This is a genomic window from Pseudomonas sp. NPDC087697, assembly GCF_044743155.1.
Classification (GTDB): Bacteria; Pseudomonadota; Gammaproteobacteria; order Pseudomonadales; family Pseudomonadaceae; genus Aquipseudomonas.
In genome coordinates, this window is sequence record NZ_JBIUVW010000027.1 from 13,344 (window position 1) to 31,001 (window position 17,658).

21 protein-coding genes are annotated in these 17,658 nt (G+C 59.5%); 8 read left to right on the plus strand and 13 right to left on the minus strand.

Going from position 1 to position 17,658, the window contains the following annotated elements; translation table 11 throughout:
- Positions 1 to 23: 23 nt before the first annotated feature.
- Entirely contained in the window at positions 24 to 1,157 is a 1,134-nt protein-coding gene (gene earP, locus ACIPIN_RS18210) for an elongation factor P maturation arginine rhamnosyltransferase EarP (RefSeq protein ID WP_401120705.1), read from the minus strand.
- A 123-nt stretch (positions 1,158 to 1,280) separates the two neighbouring features.
- Between earP and ACIPIN_RS18215 the strand changes: the two genes are divergently transcribed.
- Together ACIPIN_RS18215 and ACIPIN_RS18220 are read left to right on the plus strand one after the other, a co-directional pair.
- Positions 1,281 to 1,682, plus strand: a complete 402-nt coding sequence (locus tag ACIPIN_RS18215) for a hypothetical protein (protein WP_401120706.1) — start codon at positions 1,281 to 1,283, stop codon at positions 1,680 to 1,682.
- Positions 1,683 to 1,684: 2 nt separating this feature from the next.
- Positions 1,685 to 2,167: a transcription elongation factor GreAB gene (locus tag ACIPIN_RS18220; RefSeq protein WP_401120707.1), complete on the plus strand. Its 483-nt coding sequence runs from the start codon at positions 1,685 to 1,687 to the stop codon at positions 2,165 to 2,167.
- A 14-nt stretch (positions 2,168 to 2,181) separates the two neighbouring features.
- Here ACIPIN_RS18220 and cysB read toward each other — a convergent pair whose 3' ends face one another.
- From cysB to ACIPIN_RS18245, 5 genes are all read right to left on the minus strand, one after another.
- A complete protein-coding gene (cysB, locus tag ACIPIN_RS18225; protein ID WP_003183769.1) occupies positions 2,182 to 3,156 on the minus strand; it encodes an HTH-type transcriptional regulator CysB in 975 nt (324 codons plus the stop codon).
- Positions 3,157 to 3,268: 112 nt separating this feature from the next.
- A complete protein-coding gene (locus ACIPIN_RS18230) occupies positions 3,269 to 3,769 on the minus strand; it encodes a universal stress protein (protein WP_401120709.1) in 501 nt (166 codons plus the stop codon).
- Positions 3,770 to 3,863: 94 nt separating this feature from the next.
- Positions 3,864 to 4,769, minus strand: coding sequence for a 5'-nucleotidase (locus ACIPIN_RS18235; protein WP_401120710.1), 906 nt, complete (start codon positions 4,767 to 4,769; stop codon positions 3,864 to 3,866).
- 24 nt (positions 4,770 to 4,793) lie between these two features.
- A complete protein-coding gene (locus ACIPIN_RS18240) occupies positions 4,794 to 5,753 on the minus strand; it encodes a putative 2-dehydropantoate 2-reductase (RefSeq protein WP_401120782.1) in 960 nt (319 codons plus the stop codon).
- A complete protein-coding gene (locus ACIPIN_RS18245) occupies positions 5,753 to 6,139 on the minus strand; it encodes a thioredoxin family protein (RefSeq protein ID WP_401120712.1) in 387 nt (128 codons plus the stop codon). The genes ACIPIN_RS18240 and ACIPIN_RS18245 overlap by 1 nt, the downstream gene beginning before the upstream one ends.
- Here ACIPIN_RS18245 and ACIPIN_RS18250 point away from each other — a divergent pair.
- The gene (locus ACIPIN_RS18250) at positions 6,138 to 6,581 is read left to right on the plus strand and encodes a PilZ domain-containing protein (protein WP_401120714.1); all 444 of its coding nucleotides are present in this window, start codon (positions 6,138 to 6,140) and stop codon (positions 6,579 to 6,581) included. The two genes, ACIPIN_RS18245 and ACIPIN_RS18250, sit on opposite strands and share 2 nt — an antisense overlap.
- A gap of 132 nt (positions 6,582 to 6,713) precedes the next feature.
- The gene (locus tag ACIPIN_RS18255; RefSeq protein ID WP_071554302.1) at positions 6,714 to 7,790 is read left to right on the plus strand and encodes a 3-deoxy-7-phosphoheptulonate synthase; all 1,077 of its coding nucleotides are present in this window, start codon (positions 6,714 to 6,716) and stop codon (positions 7,788 to 7,790) included.
- A gap of 62 nt (positions 7,791 to 7,852) precedes the next feature.
- On the opposite strand, the gene ACIPIN_RS18260 is transcribed toward ACIPIN_RS18255, so the two are convergent.
- Entirely contained in the window at positions 7,853 to 8,134 is a 282-nt protein-coding gene (locus tag ACIPIN_RS18260; protein ID WP_019692933.1) for a GNAT family N-acetyltransferase, read from the minus strand.
- 634 nt (positions 8,135 to 8,768) lie between these two features.
- Between ACIPIN_RS18260 and oprI the strand changes: the two genes are divergently transcribed.
- Positions 8,769 to 9,020 carry an outer membrane lipoprotei OprI gene (oprI, locus tag ACIPIN_RS18265; protein WP_002553018.1) on the plus strand — a complete coding sequence of 84 codons (252 nt, stop codon included), beginning with the start codon at positions 8,769 to 8,771 and terminating at the stop codon, positions 9,018 to 9,020.
- Positions 9,021 to 9,145: 125 nt separating this feature from the next.
- Here the strand turns inward: oprI and ACIPIN_RS18270 are convergent, their stop codons facing one another.
- The 3 genes from ACIPIN_RS18270 to ACIPIN_RS18280 form a co-directional block, all read right to left on the minus strand.
- Positions 9,146 to 10,114 carry a L,D-transpeptidase family protein gene (locus ACIPIN_RS18270; protein WP_401120716.1) on the minus strand — a complete coding sequence of 323 codons (969 nt, stop codon included), beginning with the start codon at positions 10,112 to 10,114 and terminating at the stop codon, positions 9,146 to 9,148.
- Between the two features lie 145 nt (positions 10,115 to 10,259).
- On the minus strand, positions 10,260 to 10,553 hold the full coding sequence (locus tag ACIPIN_RS18275) for a hypothetical protein (protein WP_019692935.1): 294 nt from the start codon (positions 10,551 to 10,553) through the stop codon (positions 10,260 to 10,262).
- A 57-nt stretch (positions 10,554 to 10,610) separates the two neighbouring features.
- Positions 10,611 to 11,216 (minus strand): arylesterase, encoded by a 606-nt coding sequence (locus ACIPIN_RS18280; RefSeq protein ID WP_401120718.1) that lies wholly within the window; start codon positions 11,214 to 11,216, stop codon positions 10,611 to 10,613.
- Positions 11,217 to 11,226: 10 nt separating this feature from the next.
- Here ACIPIN_RS18280 and ACIPIN_RS18285 point away from each other — a divergent pair, with 10 nt between their 5' ends.
- From ACIPIN_RS18285 to greB, 3 genes are read left to right on the plus strand one after another with little or no spacing between them, the layout of a single operon-like run.
- Complete coding sequence (locus tag ACIPIN_RS18285; RefSeq protein ID WP_401120720.1) at positions 11,227 to 11,913, plus strand: ABC transporter ATP-binding protein; 687 nt, start codon at positions 11,227 to 11,229, stop codon at positions 11,911 to 11,913.
- Positions 11,913 to 14,417 carry an ABC transporter permease gene (locus ACIPIN_RS18290; RefSeq protein ID WP_401120721.1) on the plus strand — a complete coding sequence of 835 codons (2,505 nt, stop codon included), beginning with the start codon at positions 11,913 to 11,915 and terminating at the stop codon, positions 14,415 to 14,417. The genes ACIPIN_RS18285 and ACIPIN_RS18290 overlap by 1 nt, the downstream gene beginning before the upstream one ends.
- A gap of 34 nt (positions 14,418 to 14,451) precedes the next feature.
- Complete coding sequence (gene greB, locus ACIPIN_RS18295) at positions 14,452 to 14,949, plus strand: transcription elongation factor GreB (protein ID WP_019692939.1); 498 nt, start codon at positions 14,452 to 14,454, stop codon at positions 14,947 to 14,949.
- A gap of 141 nt (positions 14,950 to 15,090) precedes the next feature.
- Here greB and ACIPIN_RS18300 read toward each other — a convergent pair whose 3' ends face one another.
- From ACIPIN_RS18300 to ACIPIN_RS18310, 3 genes are all read right to left on the minus strand, one after another.
- Positions 15,091 to 15,399 carry a class I SAM-dependent methyltransferase gene (locus ACIPIN_RS18300; protein WP_401120723.1) on the minus strand — a complete coding sequence of 103 codons (309 nt, stop codon included), beginning with the start codon at positions 15,397 to 15,399 and terminating at the stop codon, positions 15,091 to 15,093.
- Positions 15,400 to 15,656: 257 nt separating this feature from the next.
- A complete protein-coding gene (locus ACIPIN_RS18305; protein ID WP_401120725.1) occupies positions 15,657 to 16,091 on the minus strand; it encodes a DoxX family protein in 435 nt (144 codons plus the stop codon).
- Positions 16,092 to 16,198: 107 nt separating this feature from the next.
- Entirely contained in the window at positions 16,199 to 17,620 is a 1,422-nt protein-coding gene (locus ACIPIN_RS18310) for a transglycosylase SLT domain-containing protein (RefSeq protein ID WP_401120726.1), read from the minus strand.
- Positions 17,621 to 17,658: the final 38 nt, after the last annotated feature.

Here is a 17,658-nt window from a genome sequence, read left to right on the forward strand (position 1 = left end):
TTTACAAAAATCTAGGCCGCGTATCATATCCAATTTAGATAAAACTGTACCAGCGCCGAAGCAAGATCGGCTAGCAAAGCCTGTTCCAGACACCACGCCTGGGCGTGTTTTTGCAGTTCTGGCCAGTGTTCCTGTGCCGCAACCCATGCCTGGGCCATTCCTGCGCCGGTGTTCCAGGCTCGCCATAACCCGACGAGCGCCGCTTTTGCCACAGGTGAAAGGCCAGCGGTGTACACCGTCAGAAAGGCTTCGAGCTTGTCCAGGTGGACATCTTCTTCCTGTTGATAAATATGCCACAGCATTGGCCGGGCAGCCCATTGCGCGCGGACGAACGAGTCCTCCCCACGTACCGCGTTGAAATCACAACTCCACAACAGCAGGTCATATTGATCCTGTCGGACGAACGGCAGCACCTGCACGGTCAACGCACCCCGCACCTGTAACGCGCCAACAGAAAGCCCTTCAACGCCCAGCCAGCGCTCGACGTCGCCCAGAATCCGGCCCTCGGGCACCAGCAGATGAGTGGCATGAGCGTCGCCCGCCATGACGTCCAGCCAATCGGCCAGACCGGCATTCTCATAGGCAAATAACGAGATCAGCCGTGCTCCTTCGGCGCGATCGACACCCAGTCCTTGCAAGAACTCGCGCTGCGCCTCGGTGTTGTGTTGAAACTGCTCACGCCGTTCCAGCAACCCACGCTCACGCAACAAGCCGCCAGTGCCGGCCTGAAACCCCGGGAAGAAGAAGTACTTTTGCACCTGTTTGTACTTCACCGACGGCAAACCGTGACAGCCAACGATCCAGTCTTCGGCGCTCAAATAATCGAGGTTCATCCACAGCGGCGCTTTTTCGCGTGCCGCCATCGCTTCCATGTAAGCACTGGGCAACTGACAGGCGAATGCAGCGATGACTACATCGGCGGCGTTTGTCGGTTGCCAGTCGGCCGACCAATGGCAGACTTCAACGCCCTGCTGCCACTGTTGTGCAGCACTGGTGTCGAGTTCCGGGCACAGGCGTCCGAACGCCCGCAGGTCATCGACCCACAGCCGTACCGCGCAGTGATGCTCGGCCACCAACTGCCTGGCAAGGCGCCAGGTCACGCCGATGTCGCCATAGTTGTCGACGACAGTGCAGAAAATATCCCAGTCGACTTTCATTCCGGGCTCCGTGGGGCAAAGACCTCAATTGTCCGCATAAATCGTTGCGTGCAGAAGAGCCGACGCCGATTAATCTTCATGCGACAATCGCAGCAGCCCACAACCCCCCGCAAGGAGGCAGCCATGCCCTACCGCCCACCCGCTCGCCGCACGGTGTCCATCACTCTCAATCCGCTGCAACTGATTGCCTGCATTGTCGGGGGGTTGTGGCTGGGATTTCTGGCCATCGCACTGACCTGCTGGCTGCTGTCGAAACTGCTGCCCAACGAACAACTCGCCCCGCTCGCCGAAGCCGCGCGTCAGATCACTCAGCCCAAGCCAGCGGCAGTCTACCCGGCCCCCGAGAATCCGATGTTTGAGCAGTACAAGGAAAACCTGCGCAAACAGGCGCAACAGCAAACGCTCGATCAGGCGCGCAGCAATACCCGCAACCTGTCCAACCCGAAATGCCAGTTCTGGCTGCAGCAAGACCAAACCGCGCCCAACGAAAAAAGCCGCGCCAACGTCCTGCAATTCTGCGATTGATCATGAACAAACATACGGTCCACGACCTGATTCTGGAAAAGCTTGCAGTCGATCTCGATATCGCCGAGCGCGCAGCGCAAACCGCGTACGAAACCGCGACCCACGAAGAAAACATTGCCGAGAACAAGTACGACACCCTGGGACTGGAGGCGTCTTATCTCGCGGCCGGACAGGCCAAACGGGTGGAGGAAATCAGGCAGTCACTGACACTGTGCCAGAACCTGACACTGCGGCCTTATGACGATCAGCGCGGAATTGAAGTCGGCGCGTTGCTGGGTCTGGAAGACGAAAAGGGACGCGAACAGTGGCTGTTCCTGGCCCCTGACGCGGCCGGTTTGAAGGTTGATCTGGTGGGACAACTGATTACCGTCATCACCCCGCGCTCACCGCTGGGCAAAAGCCTGCTGGGCAAGTTCGAGGGGGATGAGGTGGAGATCGTCGTGGCGGGTACTCGGCAACAGTTCGCTGTCACCGAGGTTGTCTAGTGGCCTGTATGGACTCAGTGAACCGGTAGTTCAACGCCGTCGAACAACTCTTCCAGTTCCTGTTTGTTGTGGCACTGGATGGCTTTGGCCATGACTTCGCGAGTCAAGTGCGGAGCGAATTTCTCGATGAAGTCGCACATGAAGCCACGCAGGAAAGTCCCGCGACGGAAACCGATTTTAGTCACGCTGGACTCGAACAGTTCGCTGGCGTCGAGCACCACCAGGTCGTTGTCGAGTTTGGTATCGACAGCCATTTTCGCCACGATACCCACGCCCAGACCCAGGCGAACATAGGTTTTGATCACGTCGGCGTCGGCAGCGGTGAACACCACTTTCGGGGTCAGGCCGCGATGGCTGAAGGCTTCGTCGAGTTTCGAGCGACCGGTGAAACCGAACACGTACGTCACGATCGGGTATTCAGCCAGGGCTTCGAGGGTCAGCTTCGGCAGCTTGGTCAGCGGGTGACCTTGCGGCACGACAACGCAACGGTTCCAGCGGTAGCACGGCATCATCACTAGGTCGCCGAACAGCTCCAGCGCTTCGGTGGCAATGGCAAAATCCACAGTGCCGTCAGCGGCCATTTCGGCGATCTGCATCGGCGAACCCTGGTGCATGTGCAGGGCAACATCCGGGTATTGCTTGATGAAGTTGCTGATCACCGGCGGCAGTGCATAACGCGCCTGGGTGTGGGTGGTCGCAATCGACAGGGTGCCTTTTTTCTCGTTGGAGAACTCCTGAGCGATCTGCTTGATGCTCTCGACCTTGCGCAGAATCTCGCCGGCGGTGGTGATGATTCGCTCACCGGCCGGGGTGACTCGGGTCAGGTGCTTGCCGCTGCGGGCGAAAACCTCGACCCCCAACTCGTCTTCCAGCAGACGGATCTGCTTGCTGATGCCCGGCTGCGAGGTGTACAGGCTTTGGGCTGTAGCGGAAACGTTGAGGTCGTGGTGCGCCACTTCCCAGATGTAGCGCAATTGTTGAAGCTTCATATCAATCCCTCAAAGCAGATAGACGCCACGGGCATCAGCGACGGTATATAACTATATTAATGGTTTGGAGAATAAATCTAGAACTTTTTATCAACAGGCCAGCGTTCCCGCCTTAAATGTCTCCGTGACGCCGACGCTGCGACAATGGCACCAGATAAACCGGCACCTGCGACAACTGCAACACGCGCGCAGCGGTCCGGCCCAATGGGGTTTCTCCACCGGCCCCATGGCTGTGACTTCCTAGGATCAACAAATCCACCGAGAGTTTCTGTGCCTGATCAAGAATGACCTGCGACGGATCGCCCTGAAATACTCTGACCGACTGAATCAGCGCCAGATCCTGCTGCCCCTCCCCCAACTCTTCGCGGAAGCTGTCAAATACCCGCTGCTCGATATTGGCCATTACCGTGTTCAAACCCTGACTGTGAAATTCATTCAAGGCCTGCTCATCGAGATAGCTCTGCAACACCGATTCGGCAAAAAGTCCCATGGGTTCAACCGCGTGTACCACATACAGATCGGCTTTGAATGTTCGTGCCAGTGCCAATGCATGCTGCATCACAAAAGGTGCGTACAGGCCGAGGTCAGTGGCGTACAGCATCGAACGAATCATGTGACCTCCTCGAATGCCAGGATGGCGGAGATTGATTCAGCTTAGCAGTGCCACAGCGAGTACGACGTCCCGCGCAAAGCATTGAAGGCTAGGCTTAAACCTTCAGTTCATTACTGATGCCGTGAGGGACGTGACCGGTCGCGACCACCTCGCGAGCCAACTCGCAATGACCCTCCTGGTCGTCGAAAAACACGTCGGCGGCGAAGGCCTCGAGAAATGCAGACTTGGCCAGCCCGCCGAGAAACAGCGATTCGTCGAGTCGAATATCCCACTCGCGCAAAGTACGAATCACCCGTTCGTGAGCCGGTGCCGAACGCGCAGTCACCAGTGCGGTGCGGATCGGACAACTGTCGTCGGGAAATTCGCGTTGCAACAGATTGAGCGCCGCCAAAAAACCTTTGAAGGGACCACCGCGCAATGGCTCGCGAGCGGCTTCGCGTTCGTTGGCCTGAAAAGCTTCGAGGCCGTCCGACTGATAAACCCGCTCCGACTCATCGGAAAACAGCACGGCGTCACCATCGAAGGCAATGCGCAGTTCGTCGCTGGCGGCACGGCTCGCGCCACCCGACAGGATGGTCGCCGCTGCGAAACCGGCATCGAGCGCACTGCGTACATCATCGGCGTGGGTGGAGAGAAACAGATCACACCCGAATGCCTTCAGGTACGGATACGGACTGCGCCCGCCGACAAACGCCGCGCGGGAAATCGTCAGACCATAATGGTGAATCGAGTTGAAGACTCGCAAGCCGGTGTCCGCACTATTGCGCGACACCAACACCACCTCGACCCGCGCCCGGCCGAGGTGGGTATTGAGGTTCAACAGTTTTTGCACCAGGGGGAACGCGTCGCCCGGCTCGAGGATCTCGTCTTCGTGCTCGATCTGATACTGCCGATAAGCCTCGACGCCGCTCGCCAGATACACCTTATGGCTCTCGCTCAAGTCGAACAGCGCCCGCGAAGAAATCGCCAGCACCAGTTTGTCGCCTATCCCTTTTGCCATTTCTCTCCCCCCAGGCGTAACGACTCAGCCGTTACGCCGATCGACAAAACTCAGGGCCTGATACAAGGCCTCGATTTTCGGCAACTGGCAACCGGCGGCCTTGGCTGCAGCCAATGGCCTCGCGTAAATCGCTGCCAGTTCCAGCGGCCGTTTATGCTGGTAGTCGTGGTACATGCTCGGCCAGTAGTCGGGCATTTTTTCGGTGACCTTGAACAGATGCTCGGCATACCCCGGCGGCATGCTGTGGCCACATGCAAGCGCGCCTTGCACCACTTCCGCCATCAACGCCTGAATCAGTTCGCGACTGCTGTCATCGGCCATCAGCGGTGTCGTGCTCGCGCCGAGCAATACCGATAAACCGTTGTACGGAACATTCCAGACCAGTTTTTGCCAGCGCGCCTGCTGAAGGTTGGCCATCGCCTGTGAATCGAGACCGGCGGTACGAAACAGACCCGCACCCTGCTCGACAATTGCCTGACGCGCGGCCTCGTCATCGAGCGCCGGCCCACTGTGATAACCCACGTTCACCGCACCAAGCGCCTGATGCTCGATCACCCCGGGACCCGCGCGATGGACACAGATAAAGCACAACCCGCCCAGCAAGTGCAGTGAATCGGGCAACAGATCACGCAGGCTGTCTTCGACATCCAGACCATTTTGCAGCAGCAGAACCTTCGCATCCGGCGCCGCAGCCTTGATGATCGCCGGTGCTAGCTCCGCGTTACTGGTGGTTTTCGCGCCGACCAGCAACCAGTCGCAGGACGGCATATCGTCGGCCGACGAATACGCCTGAACCGGATTCAAGGTCAACGCGCCAAAGGGCGCGCTGTTGAGCTGCAGGCCGCGCTCGGCAACGACTGGAAATTCGCTGCGCAACAGAAAGTGCACATCGAACCCGGCCCGCGCCAGCATCACACCGTAAAAGCCACCGATCGCCCCCGTACCGATAATGCCGATTCTCGGCTTTTTGACTGCTGTATCCATCATGGCAACTCCTCTGGATGTCGACTCAGCGCCTGCCCCAGCGCAGCATTCAGCTCGGTGCGGGCCAGGCGCGACTGTAGCGCCCCATAAAACTCGCCATCGCGCACGACAAACAGCGCGGGCAAATGAAAGACCTGATAACGCTCCACCACGCCACCGTTGTTCCCCGCATCGATCCAGCACAGCCGATCGACCTCAAGGTCAAGCTCCGGCAATTGCTGGCGCGCCCAGCGGCAACTGGAACAGCCGACGCTGGTGAAAATCACCAGCGACACACCACTCATCGCCAACAGCCGCTGGTCGGCATCGAAATCAGTCAGCTCGCATTCGACCACTATACTGGGTGAAACACTGTCGAATGACCGACACTTGGAGTCTGTGTTCATGGGGCGTTTTATTCCTCACCCGGACGATGTGCCTGTCGAGTTAACGTTGCGCAAGCATCAGTGTATTTCTCGGCAAGAGCTGCACACTATCAGTCTCGGAGGCGTGGCTTGCAATTACCACCGCGCCTGGCGCAAGGGAACGGCACTGGAGGTGCGAATGCCGACCCTGAGCGAAAATGTCTGCTATCTGGGCTATGTGGCCTGGTGTCTGCGACGAAAGCACGGTTATCTGGTCGGCATTGCCTTCATCGACGAGCAGACCCTGTTTAAAGCGCGGATGGGCGAACAGGTCTGCCAGATTGAACGTTATTGCCGCGAGCAAAAGCCCCAGGCCGAACAACAGGGCGTCGAGGCGCTGGCCCTCAAATGGGTCGACCAGCATGCCACCGAGTACTCCCACGAGACCGTTCGCCAGGCTTTTGCGCAGCCAGCGCTGGATTAAACCCGTGCCTGCCCATTGTCGAGCCACCGCGTAACGCGCTAAGGTTCGACTCCCCGCTGCGCTTAAATCATGCTGTGCTCCGCCGCGCGGGGATCGCTGGCGGCCGGCACCCGTGACCTGACGAGTAACACGATGGCTGATTTACCGATCAATGACCTAAACGTCGCCTCCAACGAGACGCTGATCACTCCTGACCAGCTCAAGCGTGATATCCCTCTGAGCGATGCTGCCCTGCGCACCGTGACCAAGGGCCGCGAAGTGATTCGCAATATCCTGGATGGCACCGACCACCGCCTGTTCGTCGTTATCGGGCCTTGCTCGATCCACGACATCAAGGCTGCACACGAATATGCCGAGCGCCTCAAGGTACTCGCCGCTGAAGTGTCCGATACCCTGTATCTGGTCATGCGGGTCTATTTCGAGAAGCCACGTACCACCGTCGGCTGGAAAGGCCTGATCAACGACCCGTACCTGGATGACTCGTTCAAGATTCAGGACGGCTTGCACATTGGCCGTCAGCTGCTACTGGACCTGGCCGAAATGGGCTTGCCGACGGCCACCGAAGCCCTTGACCCGATCTCGCCGCAGTACCTGCAGGATCTGATCAGCTGGTCGGCAATTGGCGCGCGTACCACCGAATCCCAGACTCACCGTGAAATGGCCTCGGGCCTTTCCTCGGCAGTCGGCTTCAAGAACGGCACCGACGGCGGCCTGACGGTTGCCATCAATGCCCTGCAATCGGTTTCCAGCCCGCACCGCTTCCTGGGGATCAACCAGGAGGGTGGCGTGTCGATCGTCACCACCAAGGGCAATGCCTATGGTCACGTGGTACTGCGCGGCGGTAACGGCAAACCGAACTATGACTCGGTCAGCGTCGCGCTCTGCGAGCAAGCGCTGAACAAGGCGAAGATCAAGCCGAACATCATGGTCGACTGCAGCCACGCCAACTCCAACAAGGACCCGGCGCTGCAACCACTGGTGATGGAGAACGTGGCCAACCAGATCCTCGAAGGCAACCAGTCGATCATCGGCCTGATGGTCGAAAGCCATTTGAACTGGGGTTGCCAGGCGATTCCGAAAGACCTCGCCGAGTTGCAATACGGCGTGTCGATCACCGACGCCTGCATCGATTGGTCAGCCACCGAAAACACCTTGCGCAGCATGCACGCCAAGCTCAAGGATGTGCTGCCGAAACGTCAGCGCACCTGATCGCATTCAGCGCACACAAAAACGCCGGGCTTAGCCCGGCGTTTTTTATTCGGTGACCCTGATCAGAGCTTCGCGGCGTGCCGCTGGTGACGCTCCATGTAGCGCTCGACGTAGGAGCACGACGGAATGACTGTGTAGCCCATTTCCTCAGCGTACTGCAGCGCCTGCTCGGTCAATGCCGCTGCAATGCCGCGACCACGCAACGCGTTGGGCACGAAGGTACGATAGATATCCAGGGTCTGTTTCCCCAGATCCATATAGGTCAGGTAGGCACGATGACCGTCCACATTGGTCTCGAACTGATGACCAGCCTGGTCATGGTGGATGGACAACGCCTCGCTCATCACTACTCCTCGCGGGTCTTGAATTGACCCCTACCTTACCGATGTTTTTCCGGCGAAGGAACCTCTACGCCACCCCGTGTCTGCTTGGACACCGAGAAGAACTGCACCGATCTCGCGCAACCGGACACGTATCAAATAGTAGGCACCAAAAGCAGAAATGCTCAAGGCGCGCTCGTCATCACGTCGATTGTGGTGGTTCAGCGCAGGACACGTAGCGGTGGCTCGACCGAACATCTCCCCTGGTCGATAGCCTGAACATTGCCGGATGTTGAGACTTAAGACGAGCACGGCTTGTTAAAGTCACCTCTACATGCGCAAAGAGGCGTGAGCCGCTCCACAAATTCTGAACAAAAGTGTAGACGAATCAATTAGGGTGACTTTAGCTCTAGAGCGTGAAACAGTCGCAAGCGTCAACCCGCTTTACAAGCAGGTCGCTCAGGACGGGCTTCCCAGCTGCATACTTTCTATACAGCACGATTAAAAGTTGCTCGAAAAAGATTCAGCGCCTACAATTTTTTTTGCTTCTTGCGCTACGTCAGTTTACTTACTACAAGTAATGGGTAGTATGTACGCCGGCTATTTCCTCACTCTGAGGAGACAGCTACTTAATAGAAAGTCCTTGAAGGGGAACACGATGAACAACGTTCTGAAATTCTCTGCTCTGGCTCTGGCCGCAGTTCTGGCTACCGGTTGCAGCAGCGTATCGAAAGAAACCGAAGCACGTCTGACCGCTACTGAAGACGCAGCAGCTCGCTCCCAGGCTCGTGCAGACGAAGCCTACCGTAAAGCTGATGAAGCTCTGGCTGCTGCTCAAAAAGCACAACAGACTGCTGACGAAGCTAACGAGCGTGCTCTGCGCATGCTGGATAAAGCTAGCCGCAAGTAATAGTCCTTCGGGATTGTTATCAAGCCGACCCATTTTTTGGGTCGGCTTTTTTATTGCCCAGGCTTTGCTGGAGGCAATAAAAAACCCGCCGATGCTGCGAAGCCTCGGCGGGTTGTTTGAAGAGCTTACTGCAGGTCGATCGGCATGTTCGACGCCACAGGTACGGAGGTATTCGGCACAGCGATTTCCACCGGCATACCATCTTCTGCGGCGACCACGTCGCGCACCACATCCCAGTTCATGCGCAGGTTGTTGGTGATGTCCTCACGCTTGAGCATCGCGTTGATCACCGCAGTGTGCTTGTCGACCACCGACGGGTTGCCCGTGTCGTCCAGCGGCGTATGCGCTTCCAGGTAAACCTTGCCGCCACTCATGCCGAACTTGTACGGGTCGTTGAGGATCCGCACCGACGTTCCCACCGGCACCATGCCGGCCATTTCCAGAACGTTGTTGTTGAACATGCGGAAGCAGCCATGGCTGGTACGCATGCCGATGCCGAATTTCTTGTTCGAACCGTGAATCAGGTAGCCCGGAGTGCCCAACGTGAACTTGAACGGCCCCAGAGGGTTGTCCGGGCCGGCCGGCACAACGTTTGGCAGTGGATCGCCATCGGCGGCGTGTTCGGCCTTGATCGAAGCGGGAGGCGTCCAGGTCGGGTTCGGCGTTTTGGCGGTGATGCTGGTGTGGGCGATCGGCGAGCCCCAGCCTTCACGACCGATACCCAGCGGGAAGGTGTACACCACGTTCCGGCCTTTCGGGTAGTAGTAGAGGCGATACTCGGCCAGGTTGATCACGATGCCTTCACGCGGGCCAGGTGGCAGGATGAAACGCGTTGGCAGCACGACTTCGGTACCAGCACCTGGCAACCACGGATCGACACCCGGGTTGGCAGCGACCATTTCCAGGTAGCCCAGATCGTAGGTGGTACCCAGGTCGGCAAAGGTGTCTTCGTACTTGGCTTTGATTGTCTGCACCTGACCGACGATATCTTCGCCCGGCGGCGGTAAAGGCAACTCCAAAGCTGCAACAGGACCCGCCACACACAAGGCGGCAAGAGACAAGCAGCGGGTGACGGCAGGAAAGCGCGGCAACATCCGGAACATCCTTCGCATGATCAACAGAGGGTTTAGGAGCGGGATTGTACACTGGCACCCCCGGATTCGGGGAGTCCGGTCGATGGACTGCCCTGGTAGGAGCTGCCGAAGGCTCGGGCCGCGTTCGGACGATCTTTTGACTTTACTAGAGCTCGAAACGCAATTCTGGCCAGATCGGCGACGTACCGCGCTTTTGCGATTCGAGGATTGCCCGGCACAGCGAGCACAGTCGCTGGTCCTGGAACACCGTCCGGTCGACGCTCGACCAGCGCGGTTGCGCCGGCAGCAAGGTGCCGCACAAGGTACGGTCGGCCGAACCGCCCAACTCCAGTTGACGCGTCACCAGATGCACCCGGACTTCCTGGCAGGCGAACAGATCCAGCTGTTCGTCAGGCTCGATCAGTTGGTAGGCAAACAGGGACCAGGCGGGACGCGGCATCGGGGGCTCCAAATCAGGGGGCGCCACATTAGCCGAAAGACTGCCGCTAGAAAAGCGTCATAGCAGCGGTTTTAGTGCAGGCCAGACATTTTCCAGCAACTTGCCCTGGGCCGCGACGGCCGGGTGAATGCCATCAGCCTGCATCAGCTCGGGATTCCCGCCGATTCCCTGAAGAAAAAACGGCACTAGCGGAATTTTTTTCTCGTCGGCCAGATCGCTGTAAACCTTCGCGAAAGCCTCGGTGTAACGCACCCCATAATTGGGTGGCAGTTGCATACCGAGTAACAACACCTTGGCACCGCTGGCCCTGGAGTTGTCGATCATCGACGCAAGATTTTGTTGCAATTGCGTCGGCAGCAATCCACGCAGCCCGTCATTGCCGCCCAGCTCGAGGATCACCAGCTCAGGTTTATGCTCTGCAAGCAGCGCCGGCAGGCGTGCCTGGCCGCCTGCACTGGTGTCGCCACTGATGGACGCGTTAACCACCGTCTCGGTGAAACCTTCGTGCTTGAGCCGCTGCTCAAGCAACGACACCCACCCTTGCCGGGTATCCAGGCCGAAAGCTGCGCTGATACTATCGCCAACGATCAGGACTGTACCCGCCGCTGCGTTCTGGGCCATGCACATCAAGGCCAGGCCAGCACTCAAAAACCACACACGCATCGGACTCTCCATGGGCGCAAGCATTCTCACTGCGCGGAACCTTAGCAAAGTGGTTCCCAGCGCGGAAGGTGAACTGACCATCCTGCACGAACTCAGCCTGGAACTGAACAAGGGCGACAGCCTGGCCATCGTCGGCAGCTCCGGTTCCGGCAAATCCACCCTGCTCGGACTGCTGGCCGGACTCGACCTGCCCAGCAGCGGCGAAGTCACCCTTGCCGGGCAAGCCCTGAGCAATCTGGATGAGGACCAGCGCGCTCGGATTCGCGCCGAGCATGTCGGCTTTGTGTTCCAGTCGTTCCAGTTGCTCGACAGCCTCAACGCTCTGGAAAACGTCATGTTGCCGCTGGAGCTGGACGGCCGCAAAGACGCCCGCGAACGCGCCACCGAACTGCTGCAACGCGTTGGTCTGGGACAGCGCCTGAGCCATTCACCCCGCCAGCTCTCCGGCGGCGAACAGCAGCGCGTAGCCATCGCCCGGGCATTTGCTGCTGAACCCGATGTGCTGTTTGCCGATGAGCCCACCGGCAACCTCGACACGCACACCGGCGAGCACATCAGCGATTTGCTCTTCGAACTCAATAAGGAAAGCGGCACAACCCTCGTCCTGGTCACCCACGACGAACGCCTCGCGCACCGCTGCCGCCGCTTGATCCGCCTTGAAGCCGGCCTGTTGGTCGTCGACCCTCTGGAGCCTTGATGGCACGTTTGCCGCTGTTGCGCCTGTTCAGTCTCGCCATTCGCCAATTGCTGCGCGACGCCCGCGCCGGAGAGCTGCGGGTGTTGTTCTTCGCCCTGCTGGTGGCCGTGGCGGCGAGTACCGCCATTGGCTACTTCGGTGCTCGCCTGAACGGCGCCATGCTGCTGCGCGCCACCGAATTCCTCGGGGCTGACGTATTGCTGGAGGGCAGCTCGCCCGCCCGCCCGGAACAAATACAATCCGGCAAGGAGCTGGGGCTGCAACACGCGCAAGTGGTGGAATTTTCCAGCGTCATCGCCACCGACAGCGGCATTCAGCTGTCGAGCATCAAAGCTGTGGATGGGGTCTATCCGCTGCGCGGCCAGCTTAAAAGCGCGCCTGCTCCGTTCACCCCCGAAGTGGCCGGAGGAAGTCCGAAACCGGGCGAAGCCTGGGCCGAGGCGCGCTTGCTGACGGCACTGAACCTGAAAGTCGGTGACAGCATCGACGTCGGCATGAAAACCCTGCACCTGACCCGTGTGCTGACCTATGAGCCGGATCGCGCCGGCAATTTCTACAGCCTCACGCCCCGGGTGATGATCAATCTCGCCGACCTGACGGCTACCGGCGTGGTCCAGCCCGGCAGCCGGGTCAGCTACCGCGATCTATGGCGCGGCAGCGCGTCGGCCCTGGAAACCTATCGGCAACTGATCAACCCGGGGCTGGCCGCCAACCAGCGCATACAGGATGCCCGTGATGGCAACCGACAAATCGGTGGCGCCTTGGGCAAAGCCGAACGCTACTTGAACATGGCCAGCCTGGTCGCCGTGCTGTTGTCCGGCGTTGCCGTGGCGCTCTCGGCAACCCGTTTTGCCACTCGCCGCTTCGACGCCAGTGCGCTGCTGCGCTGCCTCGGTTTGTCGCGCCGGGAAACCCTGCTGTTGTTCAGCGTGCAACTGACGGTGCTCGGCCTGCTGGCCAGTCTTGGCGGCGCCCTCCTCGGCTGGCTCGCGCAGCTGGGGCTGTTCGCCTTGCTCGGTGAATTGCTGCCCTCCGATGTACCGCCGGGTGGACTGCTGCCGGCAGTCGCCGGGATTGGCACCGGACTTGTCGCACTCGCCGGATTCGCCCTGCCGCCACTGGCCGCACTGGGTCGCGTGCCACCGCTGCGGGTACTGCGCCGCGACATACTGCCGATCCCTTCAAGCACCTGGATGGTTTATGGCACCGCATTGGCAGCCTTGGGGCTGATCATGTGGCGCTTGAGCCTGGATCTGCTGCTGACCTTCGCCCTGCTCGGTGGCGGCGTCATCGCGGCGCTGGTCCTCGGAGGCCTGTTACTGCTGGTGCTCAACAGCCTGCGGCGCCTGCTGGCCCGTGCGCCCTTGCCCTGGCGTCTGGGACTGGGCCAATTGCTGCGTCACCCACTGGCGGCGGCGGGACAATCCCTGGCCTTTGGTTTGATTCTGTTGTCGATGACCCTGATCGCCCTGCTGCGCGGTGAGTTGCTGGACACCTGGCAGAACCAGTTGCCAAAAAACGCCCCCAACTACTTCGCACTGAATATTTTGCCCGCCGACAAACAGGCCTTCACTGATCGCCTGATCGAACTGTCCGCACAATCGGCGCCGCTGTACCCGGTGGTGCCGGGACGGCTGATCAGCATCAATGGCGAACCGGTGCAGGGCATCGTCAGTAAGGACACCGAAGGTGATCGGGCCATCCAGCGTGATCTGAGCCTGACCTGGGCCGCCGAACTGCCCGCCGGCAACAGCATCACCGCCGGCAGTTGGTGGTCTGCACAACCTACAGGCGACGTACCCGGTGTTTCGGTGGAAGGCAAAGTGGCCGAGAGCCTGAAGCTCAAGCTCGGCGACCACATGGTCTTCACCGTCGGTGGGGTCAACCGCGAGGCTCAGGTCACCAGCCTGCGCAAGATCAACTGGGACAACTTCCAGCCGAACTTCTTCATGATCTTCCAGCCCGGCACCTTGAAAGACCTGCCGGCCACTTACCTGACCAGCTTTTACCTGGCGGCCGGTCACGACCAACAGATCATCGACCTGTCGCGGGCGTTCCCGGCGGTAACCATTCTGCAGGTCGAAGCCTTGCTCGCGCAGCTGCGCAGTATCCTTGAACAAGTCACCCTGGCGGTCGAGTACGTGTTGTTGTTCGTGCTGGCGGCAGGTATGGCAGTGCTGTTTTCCGGCTTGCAGGCGACACTCGATGAGCGCATTCGCCAAGGTGCGCTGTTACGTGCGCTGGGCGCCGAACGACAGTTACTGGTCAAGGCCCGGCGGATCGAGTTCGGCTTGCTCGGCGCGGTCAGTGGATTGCTCGCCGCACTTGGCTCGGAACTGGTGAGCCTGGTGCTTTACCGCTATGCGTTCGATCTAGCCTGGCATCCGCATCCGTGGCTGCTGTGGCTACCGGTGATTGGTGCATTGCTGATCGGCGGTGCGGGCGTGTTCGGTACTCGTCGGGCACTGAATGCCAGCCCACTGACAGTCTTGCGCGAGGGTTGATAGACTCAACACTTTCTCACCAAAAGAAACTGCAATGAGCCGCTATCGCCCTCCTCGCACCGCCGGCACCGCCCTCATCACTCCCGAGGGCGAAGCACGGATGCGTGCCGAGTTCCATGAGCTCTGGCATGTCCGCCGCCCCCAGGTGACCCAATCCGTCAGCGAGGCGGCTGCGCAGGGCGACCGCTCTGAAAACGCCGAGTACACCTACGGCAAAAAGATGCTGCGCGAAATCGACAGCCGTGTGCGGTTTCTCACCAAACGGCTGGAAGCGCTCAAGGTTGTCAGCGAAAAGCCCAGCGACCCCAACAAGGTCTACTTTGGAGCCTGGGTGACCATCGAAGATGAACACGGCAAAGAATCGCGCTATCGCATCGTCGGCCCGGATGAGCTTGACCTCAAACTAGGCCTGATCAGCATCGACTCACCGCTGGCGCGGGCCTTGATCGGCAAAGCGCTGGACGCCGAAGTCCGGGTGCAGACGCCTACCGGCGAGCAGTTCGTATATATCGTCGCAATCGACTATCCCTAGGCTCTGTACGAAAACTGTCTGCGCGTCGACCAGGCTGCGTTAAAAACAGGCTCGGAATGCTCATTTAGGGGCCTAAACTCCGCTTCCTCGCCTGTTTTTGCCTTGCCTGATCGCCGCTCGACGAGTTTTCGTACAGACCCCCTAGCGACGGGCAATCAGCCCCTGGCGAGCAACACGCGTCAGTTGCTTGATCACTTCGGCCGCATCTTCGGCGCTGGGCGACTGGATCACGGCCAGATCAAAACTGTCGCTGGCAAAACGCGCCAGCGATTCGCCGTCTTCGACAAACTGGATCAGGAATGCTGCCGGGCCGCCGGTACGACGTGGCCAGCCATCCAGATAACGCAGCAGCGTCGGCTGATGATTACCGCCAAGGAGGATTTTTGGATTGCGCTGGGTAAGGTGTGCCGTGATCGGCGCGGGACGTACTGGGGGGCGTAATGCATTCATCGTGTCGTGTCTCTGCCTCAAAAGTCTGCATGGCAGGTGAGAGGCAACACCGAACCAGCGCTTTAGCGGTATTTCGAAGCCTGTTTCAAGCTTCTATCGGCAACTGAATGAGTCACCTGGCGCCCCGCAAGTAGCTGTTTAAATCGGCGCATGGCAAACATCCTAGAGAAGCCGACAGGACAGTGTCAAGAATCTCGCGCAACAAAAAAAAGGCCCGCATTGTGCGCAATGCGGGCCTTTTCGTTGAGCCAGAACGGTCAGCCGGTGATGGCGCGGTCTGCCGACAGCTTGCCGGCGCCTTCGATCAATACGGAGATGCTACCGCCGAGCAAGGCCAGGGCGAACTCATAACCGTTGTTTGCCAGGAACAGACCGTTGTGAATGTGCACCGAGAATATGGCGACCAGTGAGAGGAAGGTCAGCCCCAGCGCTGCCGGGCGCACCAACAGACCGATGATCAGTGCCAGCCCCCCGAAAAACTCGGTACCACCGGCCAGGATTGCCATCAGGTGACCCGGCGCCAGGCCGATGCTTTCCATGTACTGCGCAGTACCGGCAATGCCGTAACCGCCGAACATGCCAAAGAGTTTCTGTGAGCCGTGGGCAGCGAAGATGACGCCGACGAAGATCCGCAGAACGGTCAGGCCGTAGCCAGCGCGGGTGGACAGTACCTTGTTGATCAGAGTGCTCATGCTGTGTCATCCATTGTGAGGGAGTGTGTGTGGGTTGGCCGCTATATTAATCAGTAAACCTCATGTTAAAAGCGTAAAAATCTCGCCATAACAATCAGCTTAGTCGATCATTTACGAGAGGCAACTTTCTGCCCCTGAGGCTCCAACGACTCCCGTTCCCGGTCATATGCCAAAAAGTATTTATTCACACTATTAACATAGCTGACAGGACCCATTCCCACCTGCTCCATGGCAATGCGCTCGACCTGGAAAAACCACTGATTGGGGTTCAAGCCGCGGCGCCGGGCCTCGGCACGCATCCCCTGAACACGTTCCGGCCCGATGTTGTAGGCCGCCAGAACGAAGGCCATGCGCTCACGCTCATTGAGCTTGGGGCTGGCGAAAAACTTGCGACGGATCAGCGCCAGGTACTTGGCTCCGGCCTGCACATTGCTGTCCACGGATTGAATGTTATTGACCCCGACCCGCTGCGCCGCCGACGGGGTAATTTGCATCAACCCAGTCGGGCCACTGCCGCTGCGGGGGCCTGGTTCAAGCGCCGATTCCTTGAACGCCAGCGCCGCCAGGTTCAACCAGTCCATGCCCTGCTCGCGGGCGTGCTTTTGCAGGACCGGGCGCAGCTTTTCCAGGCGCTGACGGTCGGCGCGGGCCAGCGGGTAGTGAACCTGGTACAAGCGTCGGTAGATGCGCAAGAAAGCTACATCCTGATCAGACGGAGTTTTATAGGCTTGCAGGAAGCGATCAATGCTCGCCCGCAACATCGATGCGTCGCGACGCACGAACCAGTATTCCTTACCCGGCTCGCTGATGACCACCTGCCGATCGAAACGCAGCTTGGGCAGGATCTTGCCCCAGCGCTCGGCGATCGGTTGCTCGACGATGGTCAGGTGAAAAATCCCGCCCTGCACCATCTCCAGCACGTCTTCGACCGCCAGGCTCGGGTCGACCCACTCGACCTTGACCGGTGGCAATTTGTGCAGCGTCAGCTTCTGATTGATCTGGTTGATGGCCTCACCGGCGGCGCTACCGGTGGGCAGCGCCAGGGTTTTACCGGAGAGTTGTTCCAGACGGGTGTAACGGCGCTCGCCCTTGATCCCCACCAGCAGCAACGGCACGTTACTGACAATCGGCTCACTGGTACTGACGGCGTAAGCGGACTGAGCCTCCAGCAACTCCCCCGGCGCCACCAGGTCACCCTCCCCGCGCTGTAACGCGCCGAGCAATTGATCCTTGGCTTTGGGGATGATCTTGAGGGAGATTTCCTGGCCGTCACGGGCGTGGCCATTGAGGTACTGTTCGAAGGCTCGCAGGCGATGGTATTCAACGCCAATGGTCTGGCCCTGAACCTCACCGGAGCTGTTGCGGCTCTGATTAACCAGCACCCGCAGCACGCGGCTGCCGCGAATTTCCGCCAGATCGCGGACCTTGCCCGACTGAACGGCTTCCACGGGGCCCGTCAACCGTGCAACCGCCGGCATCGGCAGCAGCATCGACAAGCACAGCAGTAGCAAAACCTGGAGTCGTGTCATCCGTTCTCCGGAAAGAATCCTGTCCAACGTCTCGATAT

Excerpts from the sequence above, each read along its gene's own strand:
- earP (WP_401120705.1), bottom strand. The coding sequence starts at position 1,157 with ATGAAAGTCGACTGGGATATTTTCTGCACTGTCGTCGACAACTATGGC.
- ACIPIN_RS18215 (WP_401120706.1), top strand. The coding sequence starts at position 1,281 with ATGCCCTACCGCCCACCCGCTCGCCGCACGGTGTCCATCACTCTCAAT.
- ACIPIN_RS18220 (WP_401120707.1), top strand. The coding sequence starts at position 1,685 with ATGAACAAACATACGGTCCACGACCTGATTCTGGAAAAGCTTGCAGTC.
- cysB (WP_003183769.1), bottom strand. The coding sequence starts at position 3,156 with ATGAAGCTTCAACAATTGCGCTACATCTGGGAAGTGGCGCACCACGAC.
- ACIPIN_RS18230 (WP_401120709.1), bottom strand. The coding sequence starts at position 3,769 with ATGATTCGTTCGATGCTGTACGCCACTGACCTCGGCCTGTACGCACCT.
- ACIPIN_RS18235 (WP_401120710.1), bottom strand. The coding sequence starts at position 4,769 with ATGGCAAAAGGGATAGGCGACAAACTGGTGCTGGCGATTTCTTCGCGG.
- ACIPIN_RS18240 (WP_401120782.1), bottom strand. The coding sequence starts at position 5,753 with ATGGATACAGCAGTCAAAAAGCCGAGAATCGGCATTATCGGTACGGGG.
- ACIPIN_RS18250 (WP_401120714.1), top strand. The coding sequence starts at position 6,138 with ATGGGGCGTTTTATTCCTCACCCGGACGATGTGCCTGTCGAGTTAACG.
- ACIPIN_RS18245 (WP_401120712.1), bottom strand. The coding sequence starts at position 6,139 with ATGAACACAGACTCCAAGTGTCGGTCATTCGACAGTGTTTCACCCAGT.
- ACIPIN_RS18255 (WP_071554302.1), top strand. The coding sequence starts at position 6,714 with ATGGCTGATTTACCGATCAATGACCTAAACGTCGCCTCCAACGAGACG.
- ACIPIN_RS18260 (WP_019692933.1), bottom strand. The coding sequence starts at position 8,134 with ATGAGCGAGGCGTTGTCCATCCACCATGACCAGGCTGGTCATCAGTTC.
- oprI (WP_002553018.1), top strand. The coding sequence starts at position 8,769 with ATGAACAACGTTCTGAAATTCTCTGCTCTGGCTCTGGCCGCAGTTCTG.
- ACIPIN_RS18270 (WP_401120716.1), bottom strand. The coding sequence starts at position 10,114 with ATGTTGCCGCGCTTTCCTGCCGTCACCCGCTGCTTGTCTCTTGCCGCC.
- ACIPIN_RS18275 (WP_019692935.1), bottom strand. The coding sequence starts at position 10,553 with ATGCCGCGTCCCGCCTGGTCCCTGTTTGCCTACCAACTGATCGAGCCT.
- ACIPIN_RS18280 (WP_401120718.1), bottom strand. The coding sequence starts at position 11,216 with ATGCGTGTGTGGTTTTTGAGTGCTGGCCTGGCCTTGATGTGCATGGCC.
- ACIPIN_RS18285 (WP_401120720.1), top strand. The coding sequence starts at position 11,227 with ATGGGCGCAAGCATTCTCACTGCGCGGAACCTTAGCAAAGTGGTTCCC.
- ACIPIN_RS18290 (WP_401120721.1), top strand. The coding sequence starts at position 11,913 with ATGGCACGTTTGCCGCTGTTGCGCCTGTTCAGTCTCGCCATTCGCCAA.
- greB (WP_019692939.1), top strand. The coding sequence starts at position 14,452 with ATGAGCCGCTATCGCCCTCCTCGCACCGCCGGCACCGCCCTCATCACT.
- ACIPIN_RS18300 (WP_401120723.1), bottom strand. The coding sequence starts at position 15,399 with ATGAATGCATTACGCCCCCCAGTACGTCCCGCGCCGATCACGGCACAC.
- ACIPIN_RS18305 (WP_401120725.1), bottom strand. The coding sequence starts at position 16,091 with ATGAGCACTCTGATCAACAAGGTACTGTCCACCCGCGCTGGCTACGGC.
- ACIPIN_RS18310 (WP_401120726.1), bottom strand. The coding sequence starts at position 17,620 with ATGACACGACTCCAGGTTTTGCTACTGCTGTGCTTGTCGATGCTGCTG.